Annotated in this window: 16 protein-coding genes; 9 read left to right on the top strand and 7 right to left on the bottom strand. The window is 74.0% G+C overall.

Features of this window, described 5'->3' with window-relative positions; genetic code table 11:
* The first annotated feature begins 76 nt into the window (after positions 1-76).
* Positions 77-2,041, top strand: coding sequence for an NACHT domain-containing protein (locus LPU43_RS18940; RefSeq protein WP_229401800.1), 1,965 nt, complete (start codon positions 77-79; stop codon positions 2,039-2,041).
* Between the two features lie 109 nt (positions 2,042-2,150).
* Here the strand turns inward: LPU43_RS18940 and LPU43_RS18935 are convergent, their stop codons facing one another.
* From LPU43_RS18935 to LPU43_RS18925, 3 genes are read right to left on the bottom strand one after another with little or no spacing between them, the layout of a single operon-like run.
* Positions 2,151-3,356 (bottom strand): helix-turn-helix domain-containing protein, encoded by a 1,206-nt coding sequence (locus LPU43_RS18935; protein WP_229401799.1) that lies wholly within the window; start codon positions 3,354-3,356, stop codon positions 2,151-2,153.
* Positions 3,343-3,813 (bottom strand): hypothetical protein, encoded by a 471-nt coding sequence (locus LPU43_RS18930; protein WP_229401798.1) that lies wholly within the window; start codon positions 3,811-3,813, stop codon positions 3,343-3,345. The genes LPU43_RS18935 and LPU43_RS18930 overlap by 14 nt, the downstream gene beginning before the upstream one ends.
* A 10-nt stretch (positions 3,814-3,823) precedes the next feature.
* A complete protein-coding gene (locus LPU43_RS18925) occupies positions 3,824-4,255 on the bottom strand; it encodes a DivIVA domain-containing protein (protein WP_229401797.1) in 432 nt (143 codons plus the stop codon).
* A gap of 271 nt (positions 4,256-4,526) precedes the next feature.
* Between LPU43_RS18925 and LPU43_RS18920 the strand changes: the two genes are divergently transcribed.
* The gene (locus tag LPU43_RS18920) at positions 4,527-4,748 is read left to right on the top strand and encodes a winged helix-turn-helix domain-containing protein (protein WP_229401796.1); all 222 of its coding nucleotides are present in this window, start codon (positions 4,527-4,529) and stop codon (positions 4,746-4,748) included.
* Positions 4,749-4,989: 241 nt separating this feature from the next.
* On the opposite strand, the gene LPU43_RS18915 is transcribed toward LPU43_RS18920, so the two are convergent.
* The gene (locus tag LPU43_RS18915) at positions 4,990-8,118 is read right to left on the bottom strand and encodes an AfsR/SARP family transcriptional regulator (RefSeq protein ID WP_229401795.1); all 3,129 of its coding nucleotides are present in this window, start codon (positions 8,116-8,118) and stop codon (positions 4,990-4,992) included.
* Positions 8,119-8,294: 176 nt separating this feature from the next.
* On the opposite strand from LPU43_RS18915, the gene LPU43_RS18910 reads away from it, so the two are divergent.
* From LPU43_RS18910 to LPU43_RS18885, 6 genes are all read left to right on the top strand, one after another.
* A complete protein-coding gene (locus LPU43_RS18910) occupies positions 8,295-9,005 on the top strand; it encodes a hypothetical protein (RefSeq protein WP_229401794.1) in 711 nt (236 codons plus the stop codon).
* A complete protein-coding gene (locus tag LPU43_RS18905) occupies positions 9,002-9,523 on the top strand; it encodes a hypothetical protein (protein WP_229401793.1) in 522 nt (173 codons plus the stop codon). The genes LPU43_RS18910 and LPU43_RS18905 overlap by 4 nt, the downstream gene beginning before the upstream one ends.
* Positions 9,510-10,022, top strand: a complete 513-nt coding sequence (locus LPU43_RS18900; protein ID WP_229401792.1) for a hypothetical protein — start codon at positions 9,510-9,512, stop codon at positions 10,020-10,022. The genes LPU43_RS18905 and LPU43_RS18900 overlap by 14 nt, the downstream gene beginning before the upstream one ends.
* Before the next feature lie 204 nt (positions 10,023-10,226).
* Positions 10,227-10,472: an acyl carrier protein gene (locus LPU43_RS18895; protein WP_229401791.1), complete on the top strand. Its 246-nt coding sequence runs from the start codon at positions 10,227-10,229 to the stop codon at positions 10,470-10,472.
* Positions 10,473-10,524: 52 nt separating this feature from the next.
* Positions 10,525-12,057: an amino acid adenylation domain-containing protein gene (locus LPU43_RS18890; protein WP_229401790.1), complete on the top strand. Its 1,533-nt coding sequence runs from the start codon at positions 10,525-10,527 to the stop codon at positions 12,055-12,057.
* Positions 12,058-12,086: 29 nt separating this feature from the next.
* Positions 12,087-16,499, top strand: a complete 4,413-nt coding sequence (locus tag LPU43_RS18885; protein ID WP_229401789.1) for a non-ribosomal peptide synthetase — start codon at positions 12,087-12,089, stop codon at positions 16,497-16,499.
* A gap of 154 nt (positions 16,500-16,653) precedes the next feature.
* On the opposite strand, the gene LPU43_RS18880 is transcribed toward LPU43_RS18885, so the two are convergent.
* Positions 16,654-18,162, bottom strand: coding sequence for an MFS transporter (locus LPU43_RS18880; protein ID WP_229401788.1), 1,509 nt, complete (start codon positions 18,160-18,162; stop codon positions 16,654-16,656).
* Positions 18,163-18,258: 96 nt separating this feature from the next.
* On the bottom strand, positions 18,259-18,831 hold the full coding sequence (locus LPU43_RS18875; RefSeq protein ID WP_229401787.1) for a GNAT family N-acetyltransferase: 573 nt from the start codon (positions 18,829-18,831) through the stop codon (positions 18,259-18,261).
* Between the two features lie 182 nt (positions 18,832-19,013).
* Here LPU43_RS18875 and LPU43_RS18870 point away from each other — a divergent pair, with 182 nt between their 5' ends.
* Positions 19,014-19,385: a hypothetical protein gene (locus LPU43_RS18870; RefSeq protein ID WP_229401786.1), complete on the top strand. Its 372-nt coding sequence runs from the start codon at positions 19,014-19,016 to the stop codon at positions 19,383-19,385.
* Positions 19,386-19,444: 59 nt separating this feature from the next.
* On the opposite strand, the gene LPU43_RS18865 is transcribed toward LPU43_RS18870, so the two are convergent.
* Positions 19,445-20,863 carry a hypothetical protein gene (locus tag LPU43_RS18865; RefSeq protein ID WP_229401785.1) on the bottom strand — a complete coding sequence of 473 codons (1,419 nt, stop codon included), beginning with the start codon at positions 20,861-20,863 and terminating at the stop codon, positions 19,445-19,447.
* Positions 20,864-20,902: the final 39 nt, after the last annotated feature.

Below are 20,902 nucleotides of genomic sequence, written 5' to 3'. Positions count from 1 at the left end.
CCGCCGCCCCGCCGCGCGGTGGTCCCCGGCGGGGCGGGGGCGCCTCCGCGCCGAGCGGGAACCCCATAATGAGCCGATGTCCCGGCCGTTGGTTCGGCGCCTGCTCCTGGTGCTGTTCGTCCTCGCGTCGGCTGTCGCCGCGATCGCCTTCGTCCAGTGGCTCCGGTTGCTCCCGGACGCCCAGCTCGATCGAATGGACAAGCTGTCGAGCAGCCTCGGCCCGCCCGTCGCCGTCGCGGGTCTTGCCGTGGCGATCGCCTCCGGGCTGGCGGCGACCCGGGCTGGCATCCCTTCCCGGGGGCCTGCGGAGCAGGCCAAAGCCGTCCGCGAATTCCTAGCCGAGCAGATGACCCCGCTGCTCGCCGAGGAGGCGACCTGGCGGGACCTGCACCCGCCCTACCTCCAGCCCATCCGGTGGAACAGCGACACCGCACGCGGGCGTATCGACGAACTCGCCGACTTCCTCCGAAGCCTGCCGGTAAGGCAGTTGGTGATCGTCGGGGCGCCGGGGAGCGGAAAGAGCTCGATGGCCTTGCGGATGTCGATCGACCTGCTGGCGGCCGAGGACGCCAAGAACCAACCCGTGCCGGTCATGCTCAGCCTGTCGAGTTGGAGTTCCGATCAGCGGCTGGACGACTGGCTGGAGGCGACGCTCATCCGGCAGTTTCCGGCGCTGGCCGACGCTCGCCGCTTCGGCAAGGGGGCAGCAGCCTGCGCGGTCAAGCAGATCCTGCCGGTCCTGGACGGTCTGGACGAGCTTCCGATCCTGGCGCAGCCGGACGTGCTGCGCCACTTCCGCGACGAGTTGGCGGCCGGACGACCTGCCGTCCTGGTCTGCGAGCGGAAGGCGTTCCTGGCTGCGATCAAGCGGTCCGGCGTGACGCTGCCCCGCGCGGCCGTCGTGGAGGTCCAAGCCCTCGACATCAAGGAGTCCGCTGCCTTCCTCGTGGTGGGTCAGCATCAAGGCGAGGCGCGCTGGCAGGAGGTGCTCCAACAGGTCCGAAGCAAGCCGCAAGGCGGCCTGGCGCGGCTGCTCTCGTCGCCGCTGGCCATATACCTGACGCGTGTCGCCTACGAGGATCCGCGAACGGACCCCCGCGAGCTGGTCGGCATGCGGATACCGGACGTGCGGGCCAAGCTCATGCGCTCGTACCTACCGGCGATCTACGGAGAACGGGCGAGCCGGGTCGACGGGGCGCTCCGGTCGTATCCGCCGAAATCGGCGGAGCGGTGGCACCGGTTCCTGGCTCGGGGAATGGTGTCCAGCGGCACGACCACCCTGTCCTGGTGGCAGCTCCCCACCTTCAGCCCGGGAGCGATGAGGGCACTGTCGTTCGTCGCCTTCGTCGTCGCCTCGTTCTTCATGAGAATCCGCTACGGTTTGTTGACCGGGTGGCTGGCGGGCATCTCGGCGATGCTCTTGGTCCACGGGATGAGGGTCGGTACCCCTCCGGCACGTCTCGCGCCGAGGCTCAGGGGCCTGTCGGTCGCTGTGGTGGCGGGCGTGGTGGCCGGTGTGGCCACGTACGTTCCCATGCGGCCGCGCACCAGTCTGCTCGTGGCGGCGCTGGCCGGCGTGTGGTCCGGCCTCTTCATCCTCATCGGAGTGGTTGTCCTGCTCGGCGGGCTGCACGATCCTCGCGACGACCAACGCCTCGACCTGCGGAGACAACTGCGGGACGACCGCACCGTCCTGCTGTCGGTGGTGGCCGTGTCGGCCCTGAACGGAGCTCGGTCGGCCTTCCAGTGGAGCCTGTGGTCGGGGGTGCAGCAGTTCGCTCGGAGTGCCGTCATCACGTTGGTCGCGCTGTGCGCGGCCAATATCGGAGTGCCCTGGCTGCGATTCGCCTGGGCCCGCCTCGTCCTGGCCGCCACCGGCAGGGTCCCGATCCGTCTCGTCACGTTCCTCGAGGACGCGCACCGGCGCGGGGTCCTTCGGCGCTCCGGCACCACGTACGAGTTCCGGCACGCCAGTTTCCTGACCTATCTCGCGGAACCGCTGCCGAAGGAACCGCCCGGCCCTGTTACGTCGGGCTCCTGACCGGGAGCGAGGGGCCGCCGCCCCTGAGCCGGCCGCGCCGAGCACCGCGCCACCCGCTACTACAGCTTCGGTGGCAAGCCGTCCGCGTGGTGGCGGTTTCGCGCGCCGGTCAAGCCGGGAGGCCGACGGTCGTGGCCAGGGCTGCCACGTCGGCCGGGAGCGGTCCGCCGCGTGTCAGGTCGGCGATGACGGTACGTGCCACCGGTCGTAGCCGTACTTCGGCGGGTGCGGTGCGGTCGGCGTGGATCAGGGTGCGTCCGGCCGCGAGGAGGTCGCCGACCAACAGGTACGCCCGCGCGATGTCGAGCAGGTACGCGGCGCGGTGTTCGACGGGCAGTCGTCGCCAGTGGCCGGAGGCGATGGCCTGGGTGTGTCGGGTGATGGCCTGGTGGGCGTTGCCGAGGTCGGCGGTGGTGGTGATGCGGGCGAGTGCGACGGTGGTGGGGCCGAAGCCGACGTGGTGCGGGTCGGTGTCGTCGTCCACCTGGACGGCGATGTCGGCGGCCTGGTCGAGGAGTTCCCGTACGCCGCCCGGGTCTGCGCAGGCTGCGGCGGCGTGGGCGGCCTCGACCAGCAGGGCCCCGCGCAGCGGCAGCATGTCGGGGGTGTCGTGGGGCGGCCGGTGGGTGGTGGTGTGGTGTGCGGCGGGGAGGGCAGCGGCGAGGGCGAGCGGGGCGCGGCCGAGGGCGCGTAGTGCTTGGGCGAGCGGTACGACGGCTGTCGCGGACAGGGGTGGGTTGCCGGTGGCGGTGGCGATGGCGCGGTCGGCGGCGAGCCAGGCGAGGTCGGCTTCGCCGAGTTTGACCAGCACGGAGGCGGTGATGCGGTACGCCTGCACGAGCAGGCCGGTCGTGTCGTCGTCGCGGTGGGTGGTGTGGGTGTGTTGGGTGTCGGCGAGCAGGTCGGGTAGCGCTCGGAGGAGGGCGGGGTAGTCGGCGTGGTCGTAGGTGAGCCAGGCGTGCCCGACGCGTCGGCTCAGTTCGTGGGGTGGGGTGGCGGGTGGGTTGTACGGGTCGGGGTGGGTGTCGTAGTGGGCGAGGGCGGCGCGTACCGCGTCGATTCCGGCCGTGATCGTTGCGCCGCTGGTCGTCGGTGGTGGGGTGGTGTGGCCGAGCAGGAGTGTGGGGTCGACGCGCAGGACGGTGGCGACTTCGGTGATGACGGAGTATCTGTCGAGGGTGCGGACGCCGCGTTCGACCTTGTCGACCCAGCTCTTGGATTTGCCGAGGCGGTCGGCGAGCATCTGTTGGGTCATCTGCCGCCGGGTCCGCAGGCGGGCGACGCGGCGGCCTATGGGCAGGTCACGGTTGGCCACGACGCCACCGCCGGTCGGGTATGGCCCGGGTGGTCTCCTCGGCGGGGATGCGTTCCGCCTCGGCCAGTTCCAGGATCCGCCGCCGTGCCGCTTCCCGTTCGGCTTCCTGGATCTGCTCGCCCCGGCTCTGCTTCGCTTCGTCGTCCCTGCTGGCCATGTCTTCCGCCTCCTGGTTGGTGTGGGTGCCGCCGGAGTCGGCGGCCTGGCGGGTCGGGTGTTCCTGGTGCGCCCATGATCCGAGCGGTCGGGCGCACCAGCCGATGAAGCGTTCGGTGATTTCGGCGGCGTTCAGGCCGGTGATCTCGGTGCGGGCGTCGCGTAGGTAGTCGCTCATGTAGCGGGTGAGGGTGCGGATGTTGCAGTGGCACAGCTCCTTGAGCTGGCGTTTGCGGGTCGGGCAGGGCCACGGTTCGCCGCAGGACAGGCAGTTCCAGTCCGGCCGCGACGGGCCGTGCAACGCCGGATAGTCAGCCATCGCCGCGCCCGTCGTCCGCCCTCCGGTGCCCGCCGGGCTGCTGACGCGAGTAGGGCGGGCACATGGGTGGACGGCGGTATTCGTTGCGGGGACGTGGTGCCCACGGCGTGCGCAGCCGCCAGCGCTCCGCGCGCAACTCCGCTGCGGTGTCCCGGTAGTAGCTGGCCTCGTCCCGCGCGGCCACGATTTCCCGGTACAGGGCCTCCAGGTCGGCTTCGACCTGGCCCAGGAACCTGCCGACCGCCTCCGGATCGAGGCCCCGCCGACCGAACCCCGTCATGGGAAAGCACTGCCGCCGGATGTCGGCCGGCGTAAGCAGGTTCCGCCGGGATCGGTAGACCCCGCCTTCCGCCGTGGCACGGCCGATCCCGGGGGAGGGGATGGCATCGGTCGGGTCTGGTGGCTCGTCCGGGTTGGGCTCCATGTGCCTCCGTTCTGCGCTGTCGGCAGTGCCGCCGTCCGGGCCGTCGAAGGGCCGACTCGGCGTGGCTGTTGCTGATCGGTCCGGTGCCTGCCCCAACTTGGCAGGTGGGACAAGCGGGCAGACACCGGACGTTGTGCCCCTCCTGGTGCGACCCGAGGACGAACACGACTCGGAGCATAATCGACGTAGTATCCGTGGTCTACGTTGCTAGACATAGTTGATGTGGTTATCTCGAAGTGATCTACTCGGGGGTGCGACCCGAGGAGTAAAGATGACCGCGAAGTACGAGCGGGTGGCGGAGGCCATCCGCGAGCAGATCCGCACCGGTGAACTGGCCGTGGGGGACAAGCTGCCCTCGATCAACGCGCTGCAGGCCCAGCACGGCGTGTCGTACGGCTCGATCCGTGGAGCCATGCTGGTGCTCAAGGCGGAGGGCCTTGTGGAAGGCCGCCAGGGCGAGGGCGTCTACGTCAAGGCCGTGCCAACGAGCTGATCTTGTGACCGATGTCAAGACGGTCGCGTTATAGGGGCAACGCCTGCTTCGCAGGGCACCGGGCTCTGCGAGGTGCAGAGGTGCCGCCTGTGGAAGTCAGCGTTCGAGGGGGCCCGCCACCGGCCACCCCGCACGGACTGCTGGCAACAACGGTGCCAGCACAGCCCACTCATGGTTCGTGAGATCACCTCGCGCCATGCAGGGGCCTAACGAGCGAGACTCGCGATCCGCAAGACAGAACCTAGCGCTGCGGCTGCGGTGCCGGGCGACCCGGCAGCGCGTACCCGGTCTCCCGGGCCAGCCGCGTCGCCTGGCCGTCCAGCCGCGCTGCCTCGGCCGCGTCCGCGGCCCGCTCCGCGAGCCGGGCGAGGAGATAGGACGCCCGAATCTCAAGCGGCCGGTAGCCCGAGCGGGTGGCCAGACCCAACGCCGCCCGCCCGTGTCGCCCGGCGGCCTCCGGGTCGCCCCCGGCCAGCTCGGCGGCGGCGAGGCCGGTCAGGGCCGTCGCCTCGCACCAGCAGAATCGGGTACGCCGGGCAAGTTCGAGGGACCGGCGGTGCTGCTCGGCCGCCTCGCCCGGGTGTCCCAGCGCCAGCAGCACCCGCCCCAGCGCGTCGGCAGCCCACGCCTCGGTGCCCGCGTCGCCGATCTCCCGGGTCAGCGTCACCGCCCGCTCGGCGTCGGCACGGGCCGGCTCGGCGCGATCCGTGTCGCTCCAGAGCACCGCACGGCCGGCCAGGGCGGTCGCCTCACCGTACCGGTAGCCGAGCTCCCGATTGGCGGCGAGCGCGCGGGCGTAGAGATCATCCGCGCCGTCCGCGTCGCCCCGGTCCCGGCGCACGTTGGCCAGGTCGACCAGGAGCACGGCCACGTTGTAGTGCGCCCCGGCCCGCTCCCCGCGCTCCAGTGCGGCCCGGAAGTGGGCGTCCGCCTCCGCGAACGCGCCGAGCTGCCAGTGCGAGAACCCGAGGTTGGCCAGGGACATGGCCTCCCCGCCGTCATTGCCCGACCGGCGGTTGAGCGCCAACGACCGGCGGGCGCAGTCGATCGCCGCGTGCGGGTCGCCGAGCCGCTGGTGCACCGCGCTGAGGTTGTTCAGGATCCCGGCCCGTCCCTCCTGCCAGCTGTCCGCGTCGCTGCACCGCAGCCCTTCGAGCAGGTGCTCGCGGGCCTCCTCGTACCGGCCGCTGTTGACCTGCACGAGCGCGATGCTCTGGTGCATCGCGGCCTGGGCGCGGGCGTCACCGTCGGTCTGGGCGGCGGCCAGCGCCACCGTCGCCGCGTTCAGCCACTCCTCCCGACGACCCCGCTGGTGGAAGTAGGCGCGCAGCGCGTCGGTGAGATGCCAGGCGTACCGGCGGGGACCGCACCGGGCGGCCTCTTCGACCGCCGCCGTGAGGTTCGCCCACTCGGCATCCAACCAGGCCAGGGCGGCGTCGGTGTCGGGGAAGGGGTCCGCTGCCACCGGCCGCGGCAGCCGCACGAAATGCGGAATGACCCGGCGGCCCGCCGCGTCGGCCGTGTCCAGGTAGTGGTCGAACAGCCGCCTCCGGGCCACCCCGCGGGCCGCCTCGTCGTCCTCCGCGGTGAGCCGGTCCACGGCGTACCGGCGCAGCAGGTCGTGGAAGCGGTAGCGCTCGCCGGGGTGCCGCTCCAGCAGGTGCGCTGCCGCCAGGGCCCGCAGTCTCCGGGTCGCGGTGGGCACCGGCACGCCGGCGACCGCGCCGGCCGGGCCGGCGGTGATGCTCGCCCCGGGCACCAGGCCGAGGCGGCGGAACAGTTCCCGCTGCGGCCCGGACAACACCCGGTACGACAGGGCGAACGCCTTCGTCACCGCCCCCTCCTCGGCGCCGTCGACGGTCAACCCGGCCAGCCGGTCCCCGTCGGTCAGCTCGCGGACCAGGCCGGCGACGTCCGCCCTGCCGGCCGATTGCACGTTGGCTGCGGCGATGCGCAGGGCCAGTGGCAGGTGGCCGCAGAGTCGAGCCAGCTCCGCTGCCGCCGCCGGGTCGGCTCGCACGGCCGCCGCACCCAGCAGCGTCGCCAGGAGACGTACCGACGCCACCGGGGTGAGCACGTCCAACGGGAGCAGCCGGGCGTCGGCGCGGACCACGAGGTCACCGAGGCGGTGCCGGCTGGTGACGAGCACGGTGCCGCGGGACGGGATGAGCGGCAGCACCTGGTCGGCGTGGCGGGCGTTGTCCAGCACCAGCAGCACGTCCCGACCGGCCAGTAGCGAGCGGAGCAGCGCCGTTCGGCCGTCCAACCCGTCCGGCACCGCCCTCGGGTCGACCCCGAGCGCGGTCAGCAGGTGGGTCAGCGCCGTCTCCACCGGCATCGGCTCCCGGTCGGCGTCGAAGCCACGCAGGTCGAGGTGGAGCTGCCCGTCCGGGAACTCCGCGCGGACCCGGTGGGCCCAGTGCAGCGCCAGGGCGGTCTTGCCCACCCCGGCGGTGCCGCTGATCACCCAGATCCGGGTACGGTCGGCCGGCTCCGCCAACCCGGCGTCGAGCCGTTCCAGCTCGGCGTCCCGTCCGGTGAGGGTCGTGCTGCTGTGCGGCAGCCCGGCGGGGCGGACGAGCGCGGAGCGGTCGTCGCCGCCCGGTCCGGCGACGTCGGCGGGCGGCCCCAGCGTCGGGTCGGCGCGCAGGATCCGCTCCTCAAGGCGGCGCAGCGCCGGGGCCGGATCGAGGCCGAGTTCGTCGGCGAGCCGATCGCGTACCTGCCGGTAGGTGGCCAGCGCCCGGTCGGCGCCGCCCTCCCGGTACAGGGCCAGCATGAGCTGACCGACCAGCCGCTGGCGTCCGGGTTGCCGGGCCACCGCGTCGGTCAACTCGTCGGCGACCTGCCGGGAACGCCCCCGCCGCAGCAGCACGTCCGCCCGCTCCTCGACCGCCGTCCAGCGGGCCTCGCGCAGGCCGGCGCAGAGCCGGTGCCGCACCTCCTCGTCGGCCACGTCGGCGAGCGGCTCCCCCCGCCACAGCGCCAGCGCCTGGTCGAACAGGGCCACGGCGTCGTCGTCGCCGGCCGCCCGCGCCCGCGCGACCAGGTCGGTGAACCGGTGCGCGTCGACCGCCAGCGGGTCGACCCGGAGCAGGTAGCCGGGCGCACGGCCGATCAGTTCCACCGGCACCTCCGCCTGCCGCAACGCGGTGCGCAGCCGGGAGACCAGCGCCTGCACGGTGCCCCGGGCGCTGCGCGGCGGCGCTGGACCCCAGACCAGGTCGATCAGCCGATCCACCGCCACCACCCGGTTCGGCTCCAGCAGCAGCGTCGCGAGAACGAGGCGAGGCTGGCGCCCACCGAGGTCGACCTGGACGCCGTGCGCCCACAACTCGACCGTGCCCAACACCCGGAACTCCACCGCCACCTCCCCACCCGCGAGTATGGCGGTCCGCAGTGGACGAGCTGCAAGCCGGTTGCAAGCATCCTGCAGCCACGGGTGTGGACCGTGTATCCCGTCCTGATCTGGCGGCCCTTCGGCCGTTCGGTCGGGACGCGCGGCCGGCACCGGCCGCGCCTGACCTCGAAAAGGGAGAACGGCGAGTGGAGAAACTCAGGCGTCCCGGCCTACGCCGGCTGGGCCTGACGGCGGCAGGGGCCGTCGCGGTGGCCGCGCTCGTGGCGGCCGTGGGTGTCGGCCGGGCCGACCCCGGCGTGCGCTACGACACACAGCCCGAGGCGCTTGCCTTCGGCAAGGAGATGTACGACTTCCAGACCGTCGAGCAGATGACCGCCACCTCACACCTGGTGGTCTTCGGCACGGTCACCTCGGTGGAGCCCGGCCGGCTGGCCAGCGCCGACGAGGACCCGGCGGCGGTTGGCGGTGACATCCGGCTGCGGACGGTGACGATCAGCCAGTCCGACGTCCTACACAACCCGAAGAACCTGATCATCCCGCCGTCCATCACCCTCGAGGAGGAGGGCTGGGACGAGGAGGGGCGCGGCTACATCTCCAACAACGTGGCGTGGAGTGCGGTGGGCGACACCGGCTACTTCTTCCTGCGCCGCGCCGTCGGCGCCAGCAACCCCTACACCTACCAGCTGGCCAGCTCCGACGGGCGCGCGCTGGTGGTCGACGGCGCGCTGCGGCCCAGCAACCCGGAGAACGAGCTGGCCACGTCGATCACCACGATGGCGCCCTCGTTCCTGAACAACACGGTCGTCGCGGCGAGCGGGCAGGTCGCCGCCGGCACGCTGACCGAGTCGATGCCGACCGCGGAGCTGCCGCAGCCTCCGGAGGAGAGTGGGGAATGAAGCGCACGACGATCGTCCTCGGTGCCACGCTGATCGCCGTGGTGGCGTTGGCGCCACCGGCCATGGCCGGGCACGGCGGCAAGGCCAACAGCGGCAAGCCGGACAACAAGGAACAGGCGGTGGAGTCGAACTCGCTGACGAGCGCCGGCAAGGCGGCGGTCTCGCACGGCCGGGCTCAGCTCGACCGCTCGCAGATCACCACCTCGACCGGCGGCGGGGACATCCACGTCTACGACAAGTCGTACTCCAGTTCCTGGTACGGGCAGACGACCTGCACCGACACCAACTGGTGGAACGGGCTGTGCGACCAGTACGACGTCAAGTTCAACACCCGGACGATGAGCGGCAAGTCCACGGGCTACTGGCAGAGCCTCGGCTGTCACGAACTCGGGCACACCGGCTCGCTGGGCCACCGCTCGAAGAGCGCCGACACGGACAACAACTCGTGTATGCGCAGCGATATCTGGCCCAAGAACTTCGACAGCCACGACATCACCGCGATCAATGACAACGTCTGATCGTCGTCTGCTGTTCTCCGGTGCGGCGGTGGTCGCGGTGGCCGCCGCCGCGCTGGGCGGGTGGTGGCTGTCCCGGCCGGATCTGCCCTCGGACTGGTCGGGCCGCAGCGAGTTCTGCGCCGAGGCGCAGACCTTCGCTCTGGTCAACCAGGGCGAGCTCACCGGTGAGCAGCGGGTCGAGGCGATGGCCGCCCTGATCCGCTCCGCACCACGGGAACTCACCCCGGACCTGGAGCGGCTCGCCGGTGCACTGGGGGGACCCGAGCCCACCACCCCGCACGACCACGGCCCGACCGGATCGAGCCCGGAGGCGGCCGGTCACGACGCCGGCGCGGCCGAGCACGAGCACGACCCCGGCACGGCCGCGCACGAGCACGACGACGCGTCCGCTGCGGAGGCGGCCGTGCCGAACGACACGGCGGTGAAGGCGAGCGGACGCCGCGCGGGGGAGTTCATCGAACGCACCTGCGGGGTCAACCTACCCAACATCCGCACCTGAGCTGCGGACTCCGCGGGTGGGACGTCGTCAGACGGTTCGCCATCGGGGGCGGCCGGCCCGGGCCACACGTCCGGGCCGGCCGGGCCGCGTCGGTGCGTGACACCTCCCCAACCGTCTGCGAGGCGGCACGCCCTCGTAGAGTCGTTCTCGGGTTCAGGCACACTCCACAGTGTCGTCCGCCGAGGCGAGAGTAGGGATAGGACGTTGACCGAGCAGCACCTCCCCGCAGCGTCGACCGGCACCGACGAGGCCGTCCTTCGGATCGTCGCCGACGTGCTGAACGTTCCGCACGTCTCGCCCGCCGACAGCTTCTACGACTTCGGCGGCACGTCCCTCCAGGCCATGCGGATCTGCGCCCGCCTCAGCAAGGAACTGGGCCTGCGCGTCGGCCCGGAGGTGCTGTTCGACAGCGACACCCTCGCCGACGTGATCGCGGCGACCGAAGCCTGAGCGCCGGCCACCCGACCCGCCCCACCCTGCCGGACGTTCAGGAGCCACCCCCGTGCCCCACCCCCACGCCGCAGCGCCCCAGCTCATCCACGAGGCGGTCGCCCGCCAGGCGCGGCTGCGCCCCTCGGCCGTCGCACTCGTCCACCGGGGCGAGCGCGTCGACTACGCGACCCTCGACGCCGCCGCCGACGCGTACGCCGCCGACCTCTGGGCGGCGGGCGTGCGCCCCGGGACCGTCGTGCCGGTGCGGCTGTCCCGCTCGCCCCGCCTGGTGGCCGTCCTGCTGGGCATCCTCAAGTGCGGCGCGGCGTACGCGGCCATCGACCGCCGCTGGCCGCAGGAGCGAATTAGCCAGGTCACGAAGCTGCTCAAAGCGTCCATCGTGGTCGCTGACGCGGGGGCGCGCGCCGACGTACCCCAGTGGATCGTGCCGGACGAGCCGCTGGCTCAGGCGGCGGCCCGCCACCCCGAAGCCTCACCCGAGGTGTACGTCGACGGCGGCGACGCCGCCACCGTCTTCTTCACGTCGGGCAGTACCGGCGTACCCAAGGGGGTGCTCTCGCCGCACCGCGCGACCACCCGGCTCTTTCCCGCCGGGGGCGGATTCGCGGACCTCGGGCCCGGCCGGGTGATGCTCCAGGCCGCGCCGGTCTCCTGGGACGCGTTCAGCCTGGAGGTGTGGGGGCCGCTCACCAGCGGCGGCACCTGCGCCATCGCGGACGCCGACTACCTGCTCCCCGACGATCTTGCCGAGCTGGTCGCCTCGGCGGGGGTGGACACCGCGTGGCTGACCGCCTCGCTGTTCAACTTTCTCGTCGACGAGGACGACCCGGCCCGCCCCTGCCTCGCCGGCCTGCGCCAGATCCTGACCGGCGGCGAGCGGCTCTCGCCGACCCACGTCGCCCGCTTCCTGGCCCGCTACCCGGACACCATTCTGACCAACGGGTACGGGCCGGCGGAGAGCTGCGTCTTCGCCACCACCCACCGGGTCACGGCGGCGGACTGCGACGCCCCGGGCGGCGTCCCGCTCGGCGTGCCGGTGCCCGGGACCGGCGTGCACATCCTGGCCGGGGACCGGGCGCTCGGCCCGGGGGCGGTGGGGGAGGTCTGCCTGGCCGGCGAGGGCCTGGCCCTCGGGTACGTCGGCGATGACGCCGCCACGTCGGCCGCGTTCACCCGGCTGCCGCTCGACGGCGGGGAGCCCGTGCGCGTGTACCGGACGGGGGACCTGGGCCTCCTCGACGCCGACGGGGTGCTGCACTTCCGGGGCCGCGCCGACCTCCAGGTGAAGATCGCCGGCCACCGGATCGAGCCGGGCGAGGTCGAGGCCGCCGCCCGCCGGGTGCCGGGCGTGCGGGAGGCCGCCGTCGTCGCCGTCCCGGCCGCGAGCGGCAAGGGGTACGACCGGCTGGCCCTGTTCTACACGGCTGACGAGCCCGCCGCGCCGGCCCCCGTCGCGCTGCGTCGCGCCCTGGCGGCCACGTTGCCCCGTTACCTGGTGCCGAACCACGTGCGCCGCCGCGACGCCCTGCCGACCACGGCCACCGGCAAGCTCGACCGCAACGCCCTGCTCGCCTTCCTGTGAAGCCTCGTCCGAACCGGAGAGCGCCCCTCATGACGCCCGCCCCCTCCTCCGCCCCCGGCTACCCGATGTCGGACGAGCAGGAGTCGATCTGGCTCAACGACCAGTTCCAGGACGGGCCCTCCCGGTACGTGGAGTCGTGGGCGTACCGGCTGCGGGGCGCGCCGGTCGACGCGGACGCCGCCCGGCGGGCGCTCGACGGGATCGTGGCCCGGCACGAGGCGCTGCGCAGCCGCCTGTCCCTGGTCGACGGGCAGGCGTGGCAGACGGTGCTGCCGCCCGCCCCGGTGGAGCTGGACGTGCGCCGGGTCGGCCCGGACGAACTGCCCGCCGCCCTGGTCGCGGCGGCAACCTGCCCGGTGCCCCTGGACGCCCCGCCCCTGCTGCGGGCCACGCTGCTGCGGCTGGCCGACGACGACGCGGCCCTGGTGGTGGCGATCCACCACGCGGTGATCGACGGCTGGTGCTTCAGCCTGCTCGACGCCGAGTTCGGCGCGCTCTACCGGGCCGCCCTCGATGGCACGGACGCCGGGCTGCCCGAGTTGCCCCTCCAGTTCGGCCCGTACGCGCTCCAGCGCCGCCGGGCCGACGCCGCCGACGGCACCGAGTCGCTCAAGCACTGGCGGGAGGCCCTGCACGGGGCCCCGCCGGAGTCGTCGTTCCCCACCGACCGGCCCCGGCCGGCGGTCCTCGGCGCGGGCGGCGACCGCGTCGAGTTCACCCTGGACTCCGGGATCGGCACCGGCATCCGGGCGCTGGCCCGCCGGGGCAGGACCACGCCGTTCGCGGTGCTGACCGCCGCGCTGACCGCGCTGATCGCCCGGCTGGCCGGGGCCGACGACGTGGTGATCGGTACGCCCGTGTCCCGCCGGGACGACGAGGCCCTCGAACCGATGATCGCCTGCCTGACCGACGTCATGCCGCTGCGCCAGCGGGTGCCCGCCGACATCACGTTCGCCGAGTTGGTCGCCCGGACGAAGGAGCAGGTGTGGGGGGCCGTCCGGCACCGGGACGTGCCGTACTCGCACCTGCTGCGCGAGCTGGACGTGGCGCGCTCGCCGGGCCGGTTCCCGCTGTTCCAGGTGGTGATCGGGGTGGACGACGCCCCGCCGCCGTCCCTGAGCCTGCCCGGCGTGACCGCCGAGCGCCTCTACGTCCACTCGGGCACCGCCAAGTACGACGTCTTCCTGCACCTGGTGCCCGAGCGGGGCGGCTTCCACGGGTTCCTGGAGTTCGCCACCGACCTGTTCGACCGCAGCACCGCCGAGCGCCTCGCGGAGCGGTTGCGGACCCTGCTCGCCGAGGCCGTCGCCCGACCCGACGCGCCCCTGCGCGACCTGGAACCCCTGCCGGCCGCCGAACGCCGGCTGCTCCTCGAAACCTGGGCGCCCGGACCCGCCGCCCCGGCCGCCCCGCCGCTCGCGCACGAGGCCGTCGCCGCGCAGGCCCGCCGTACGCCGGACGCCCCGGCGGTCGTGCACGGCGACCGGGTCCTGTCCTACGCGGAGCTGGACCGGGCGGCCGACGCGGTGGCGGCGCACCTGGTTGCGCGGGGCGCGGCCGGGCGGCCCGTGGGCGTCTGCCTGCGGCGCTCGCCCGAACTGGCCGTCGCGGTGCTCGGGGTGCTGCGGGCCGGCGGCGCGTGCCTGCCCCTCGACCCCGCGTACCCGCGCGAGCGGATCGCCCACATGGCGGCCGACGCGGGCATCCCGGTCGCCCTCGTCGGGCGGGAACTGGCCGGGCTGCTCCCCGGGACCGTCGACACGCTCCACCCGGAAGACCTGCCGGCCGCGCCCCCGGTGGAGCTGCCCGCGGTCGGCCCGGCCGACCTCGCGTACCTGATCTTCACGTCCGGCTCCACCGGCCGCCCCAAGGGCGTCGCCGTGCCGCACCGGTCCCTGGCGAACCTCCTCGCCTGGCAGCGCGCCCGCTCCGCCGCCGGGCCCGGCACCCGCACGCTCCAGTTCGCCGCGCTCAGCTTCGACGTGGCCTTTCAGGAGCTCTTCGCCACCTGGGCCACCGGCGGCACCCTCGTCCTAGTGGACGACGAGACCCGGCGCGACCCGGCCCGCCTGCTCGACCTACTCGACTCCGCGCGCGTCGAGCGGCTGTTCCTGCCGTTCGTGGCCCTCCAGCAGCTCGCCGAGTACGCCTGCGCCACCCGCCGCCCGGCGGCCACGCTGCGGGAGGTCGTCACGGCCGGCGAGCAGCTCCACGCCACGCCCGCCCTGCGGGAGTTCTTCCGGCGCTGGGCCCCCGGCGCAACCCTGGAGAACCAGTACGGCCCCTCCGAGACGCACGTCGTCACCGCCGAACGCCTCGACGCCGACCCCGACGCCTGGCCCGACCTGCCGCCCATCGGCCGACCCGTGCCCGGCGCGCGGGTCCTGCTGCTGGACGACCGGCAGCGGCTCACCCCGATCGGCGCGGTGGGGGAGCTGTGCGTCGGCGGGCCGGTGCTCGCCGCCGGCTACCTGGGGCGGCCCGAGCTGACCGCGCAGCGGTTCGTCGCCGACCCGTTCCAGCCGGGCGAGCTGCTCTACCGCACCGGCGACCTGGCCCGGCACCTGCCCGACGGGCGCATCCAGTGCCTCGGCCGCCTCGACAACCAGGTCAAGATCCGGGGGCACCGGGTGGAGGTCGAGGAGGTCGCCGCCGCCGTCGAGGCGGTGCCCGGGGTGGCGCACGCCGCCGTCGTCGCCCACGACTTCGGGGCTGCCGGCAAGCGCCTGGTCGCGTACTACCGCCCGGCCGCCGGGGTCACCCTGAGACCCGAAGACCTGCGCCGTACGGTGACCGGGCGGCTGCCCGAGTACCTGGTGCCGTCGGTCTGCGTGCCTGTGCGGGAGTTCCCCCGCACGTCGAGCGGGAAGCTGGACGTGGCCGCGCTGCCGCCGCCGCACGCGCCTGCGCCGGTCGACTCGTACGCGCCGCCGCGCACCGCCACCGAGACCCGCATCGCCGCGATCTGGCGGGACGTGCTGGGCGTGGCCCGGGTCGGCGTGCACGACGACTTCTTCGCCCTCGGCGGGCACTCCCTGCTGGCCACCCGCCTCATGCTGCGGCTGCGCGAGGAGTCGGGGGTACAGGTCCCCCTGGGGGCGCTGGCCGCGTCGCCGACCGTCGCCGGCCTCGCCGCCCTGGTCGACCGCGAACGGCGGCCCGCCGCCGACCGGAGCGGGGAGCCGGGTCTCGACCCCGCCGCCGACCTGAGCGTGGAGCCGGGCCGCCACCCGGCCGTCGACCGGAGCGTGGACTCGGGTCTCGACCTCGCCGCCGAGGTCGCGTTGCCGGCCGACATTCGGCCCGCCGGGGAGACCGTCCGGGTGGCCGTGGACCCCGCGCACGTGCTGCTCACCGGGGCCACCGGGTTCCTCGGGGCGTTCACCGTGCGCGCCCTGCTGGACCGCACCCGGGCCGTCGTGCACTGCCTGGTGCGCGGCGCGGACGCCGGGCAGGCGGCGGCGCGGCTGCGCCGGACCCTGGAGGGGTACGGCCTCTGGGACGAGCGCGCCGAACGGCGGGTCGTCACCGTCCACGGTGACCTGGCGCAACCCCGCCTCGGGCTCACCGAGGATGCCTTCGACGAGCTGGCCCGCCGGGTCGACGCCGTGTACCACGTGGGCGCGGCCGTGCACCTCTTCGCCCCGTACGCGCAGCTCAGGCCCGCCACCGTGGGCGGCACCGCCGAGATCCTGCGGCTGGCGGCCCGGCACCGCAGCGTGCCGGTGCACCACGTCTCCACCGTCGGCGTCTACGCGGGGCGCGCCGACCACCCGGTCGGCCCCGAGCACCCCACCGGCCCGGCGGGGAGCCTCGAACACGGCTACACGCGCAGCAAGTGGGTGGCCGAGGGGCTGATCGAGGCCGCCCGCGCCCGCTCGCTGTCCGCCACGATCTACCGGCCCACCCGCATCGCCGGGCACAGCCGCACCGGGGCCTGCCAGCGCGGCGACTACCTGTGGCTGCTGCTCAAGGGCTGCGTGCAGGCCCAGGCCGCGCCCGCCGGGGTGGACGCCGCGTTCGACCTGGTGCCCGTCGACTACGTCGCCGACGCGATCGTCACCCTGTCCCGCCGGCCGGCGGCGGCCGGGCGCACGTTCCACCTGGCCGCCGGGCGGCTGCTGCGGCTGGACACGGCGCTGGGCTGGCTGCGCGACCGGGGGTACGCGCTGCCCGAGGTCGCGCCGGGGGAGTGGCTGGACCGCATCGGCGCGGACCCGGCCAACGCGGCGTTCCCGCTGCTCGGCACCCTCGCGGCCGAGCTGACCGGGGCCGGCTCGGAGGGCGGCCTGGTCTTCGACCCGAGCGCCACCGACGCGGCCCTGGCCGGCTCCGGGGTGTCCCGCCCGGAGGTGGACGAGGCGCTGTTCGACACGTACGTCGGGTACTTCGTCCGGGCGGGCTGGCTCCCGGACACGGCGGGGCGGGGCGCTGAGGCGTAGCCCCGTGTCCGGCCGGAGTCGTCGCACCTGGCGTGGAGCTGACGGTGCGCCGGTGGTGGTTGTTCTGGGTCCTGTGGAGCTGATGTCGTCAGCGACTCGTACGGAAGCGGGCGTGATGTCGTAGCCGACTCAGCTCCACAGCGGCGGGGGCAGGCTAGCGGGGGCGGCGCGGTGAGGGGATCAGCCACCACGCGAGGCCGGCGGCGACCAGGATGACAGCGGCGGCGACCAGGGAGGTGGTCTGCATGGCGGCGAGGAAGGCGTCCCGGGCGGCCTGGGCGGCGGCGCTGTCCGGGGCGAGCACGGTCAGGGCCGAACCCAGGGAGTCCTCCGCGCGGGCCCGCACCGCCTCGGGGAGTTCCCCGGGCAGGCTGAGTTCTGTGCGGTACCCGGTCGTGATCAGCGAGCCGAGCACGGCGATGCCGAGCACGACGCCGAGTTCGTTGGCGGTCTCGGTCACCGCCGACACGGAGCCCGCCTTGTGGGGTGGCGCGGCGGAGAGGATCGCGTCGGCGGCCAGGGTCATCGCCAGGCCGACGCCGAGGCCCACCGGGGCGAGGCAGAGCGCGAGCCACACGTACGACGCCTGGCCGGCGGCCGGCGCGACGAGGGCGAGCCCGACGGCGGCGACCACGAGGGAGAGGGCGATCGCGCGGCCCCGGCCGAGCCGGGCGACGGCGACGCCGACCAGGCCGATCACGACGACCGACGCGACGGTGGCGGGGAGTTCGGCGACGCCGGCCTGCAGCGGGCTGAAGCCGCGCACGAACTGGAGGTACTGGGAGAAGAAGAAGAGCAGGCCGATCAGCCCGAAGATCGACACGACGTCGGCGGCGACCGCGCCGGTGAAGGCGGGATTGCGGAACAGGTCGACGTCGAGCATGGGGTTGGGCAGGCGGCGCTGCCGACGTACGAAGATCATGCCGGCGGCCAGGCCGAGCGCCACGCACGCCACGATGAGCGGGCTGATGCCGGCGGAGGCCAGGTGGGTGATGGCGTAGACGATCGGCACGACGGCGAGCATCGACAGCAGCGCGGAGGGGAGGTCGAAGCGGCCCGGGTTCGGGTCCTTGGACTCGGGTAGCAGCAGGAAGCCGGCGATCACCACGACGGCGATGACCGGCAGGTTGATCAGGAAGACCGAGCCCCACCAGAAGTGTTCGAGCAGGAAACCGCCGATCATGGGCCCGATGGCGGACCCGCCGGCGAAGGCGGCCGACCAGATGGCGACCGCCCGGGTGCGCTCCGCGTCGTCGGGGAAGATGTTGCGGATCAGCGAGAGCGTCGACGGCATCAGCGTCGCGCCGGCGACGCCGAGCAGGAGCCGGGCCGAGATCAGTGACTCGGCGCTGGTGGCGAACGCCGCGCCCAGCGAGGCGAGCCCGAACAGGGTCGAGCCGGTGAGCAGGACGAGTTTGCGGCCGATCCGGTCGGCGAGGTTGCCCATCAGGGCGAGCAGGCCGGCGAGGGCGAGGGAGTAGATGTCGCCGATCCAGATGATCTGCTCGGCGGTCGGCGACAGGCTCGCGGTCAGCGACGGCACCGCCAGGGCGAGCACCGTGCCGTCGATCGCGAGCAGCAGGACGGCGGCGGCGAGCACGCCGAGCGCCGCCCAGCGGCGGAACGGGGACAGGGTGGAGGCGGGCGCGAAGGTCAAGGCCACCCCCGAAACTAGACTGACCGGTCGGTAATTTCCCGGGCGACCTCCTCTGGTCGCCGTCCTCCGTCCCGAGGCGGTGCGGGTCGACCGGCCAGGGACTCAGCCCTGTGCATTCTCCGTGGTCGACCGCCACTCGCGGGCCAGGATGGCGAAGACGAGCCGGTCGGCCCACTCGCCCCGGAACAGGTAGCTCTCGACGTGGCGCGCCTCCCGGCGCATGCCGAGCCGGGTCATCAGGCGGGCCGACGCCTCGTTGCGGGCGTGGCAGCGGGCGTAGACGCGGTGCAGCCCGAAGTCGGTGAACCCCCAGTCCAGCAGCGCCGTGACCGCCTCCCTGGCCAGCCCGTGCCCCCAGTGGTCGGGGTGCAGGACGTACCCCAGCTCGGCCGTGCGGTCGACCTCGCTGCGCCAGACCAGCTCGACGGCCCCGATCACCCCGGCGTCGGTGGCCACGGCGAGGGTCAGGCAGTCGCCCTCCGCGCGCAGCGCGTCCTGGCCCGACATCGCGACCAGCGACTTCCGCGACCGCTCGCGGCTGCGCGGCTCGGCCCCGAACATCCAGCGGACGACGTCCGGCCGGCTCTGGTACGCGTGCACGTCGTTGAGGTCGTCCAGCGTGAACGGGCGCAGGGCGAGCCGCGCGGTGCGAATCGGGTACGTCGGCCGGAACATCCCGCGATCGTAGGGGAGCCGGGGCCGGATAACCGGTGCCACTCGACGCGGACGAGGGTCGTGGCCCGGCCTGCCGTGAGTGGATCGCTCAGCGATTTCGGGGCCTTCGGCAGAGCGGGCAGGTCGTGTCGGACGCGCGACTGGCCGAGTGGGGGCGCGCAGGACCACGATAGCCTCCACGTATGCATAACTATCGATCATTTTCCCGCCGGTCGTGCGGTGCCGCCGCCGTGACGGCGGCCGTCGCGGCCGGCGCCCTGGTCCCCGCCCCGGCATCGGCTGCGGTGCCGCCGCGCATCTGCGAGGTCGTCGTGGCCCCGGCCGGTAACGGCCAGGCGGTCCGTGGCGCGCCAGGGTTCACCAGCACGCCGCTCTACACGATGAGCACCGGGAACCGCTTCTCGCTCTGGGGCACCGGCATCACCGTGGAGAACGTCAAGTGGAAGCCGCGGACCGACAACGGCTCCACCCCGGTCCAGGAGTGGGTGCCCGTCATCAACGTCGTCACCGGCCTGCGGTACGTCGACAACGAGTTCTGCGACCGGGGCGTCTGACCGCACCCGGCCACCGTCCGGCGGCGCCGCGCCGCCGGACGTGCCCGCTCGACTGATGATCAGTTGCCACGCCGGGGGGACCTCACCCGGCGTACCGCGTCGGCCAGTTCCTCCAGCAGCCGCCGCCACGGCTCCTGCGGGAAGCTGCGCGCCACGACCTCCCGGTTCCGCCTCAGCGCCGCCCGTCGCTCCGGCGACCCCGCGCGCAGCTCGGCGAGCTGGTCGAGGAACGCGGCGGCGGGCGCGCGCAGCTCCGCCGGGTCGGTGACGCGGACCTGGTCCAGGCCCGCACCGTACGCGCCGGCCAGCGCGTGGTACGCCGTCGTCACGCACGGCACCCCGGCCACCGCCGCCAGCGCCGGGCCCAGGCCGACGCTCTCCACGTCGGGGCGGTTGGGGGTGTAGAAGACCCCGCCGTCGGTGGCGGCGGCGACGCGCAGCAGGTCCACCTCGTCCAGGTGCCACCCGCCCGCGTCGTCGCGGTACGTCGACAGCGGCACCCCGCCCAGGAAGTGCACGCCCCCGGGGTCGTCGCGCAGGACGGCGAGCACCTCCTTCGCGTACTCGGGGTCCTCGTCGAGGGTGCCGAAGACCAGCAGGTGCGGCAGGGGCTCGCCGCGCCGCGCGGCCTCCCGGCGGGCCTCGGCCAGCAGCGCGACCGCGATCTCGACGCCCTTGACCCGGAACACGCGCACCGGTGCCACGACGACCGGCGCGCCCGCCGGGACGCCCCGCTGGGCCAGGAACTCGCGGTGGGCGCCGGTCGGCGCGGCCGGCTCCACCGTGGGCAGGACCAGCGGCACCACGGTGGGCCGGGCCCGCGTCGGGTACGCCTCGCACTCGCGTGCCAGCTCCCCGGTGGGCACGACCCAGCGGTGGTACGGCACGTCCTGCGGCACGGGCGTGAACTCGTTCGGCGCGGTCGGGTAGACGCGCGCGTCGCCCTCGTGCACGGCGTAGCTGGCGAACAGGTCGTGGTCCCAGAAGACCACCCCGCCGGGCCGGCCGCCGCCCCACCGGCGCTCGGCGGCGCGGTGCAGGGCCACGGTCACCGGGGTGGCGTCGGTGAGGGTCATGTTCATGGCGATCACCCAGTCGACGTTCCGCTCGGCGAACCAGGCGGTGAAGTACCGCTCGTACGGCTCGGCCAGCGCGGCGATGCGCCGGTGCACGTCGGCGCGGGCGGCGGGGTCGAGCCGGTCGGCGTCGGCGACGGCGGTGCGCAGCGCGATCCATTCCCGGGCGACATCGGCTGCGACGGGGACCGCGTCGCCGACCCGCAGCCACTCCGGGTACCCGCGCACGTCCGCCCCCGACGGGTAGAACGCCGCCTTGTCGGGCCGCCACGAGTAGCCCAGGTCGGCGGTGACGGGCAGCTCCAGCAGGCCGTCGGCGCGGGCCAGGTCGACGACGTTGCGGAAGGTGGTCAGCAGCCCGCTGACCGGCAGCCCGTCCCCGGAGATCATCGCCATGCGCATGCTCGTCGCCTTCCTCGTCACTGGACCGGTGCCGGCCGA

The sequence above is a fragment of the Micromonospora okii genome (assembly GCF_020884795.1).
In the GTDB taxonomy this organism is placed as follows: domain Bacteria; phylum Actinomycetota; class Actinomycetes; order Mycobacteriales; family Micromonosporaceae; genus Micromonospora; species Micromonospora okii.
Note: the sequence above shows the minus strand (reverse complement) of the source record. Positions and strands in the feature narration are given on the sequence as shown.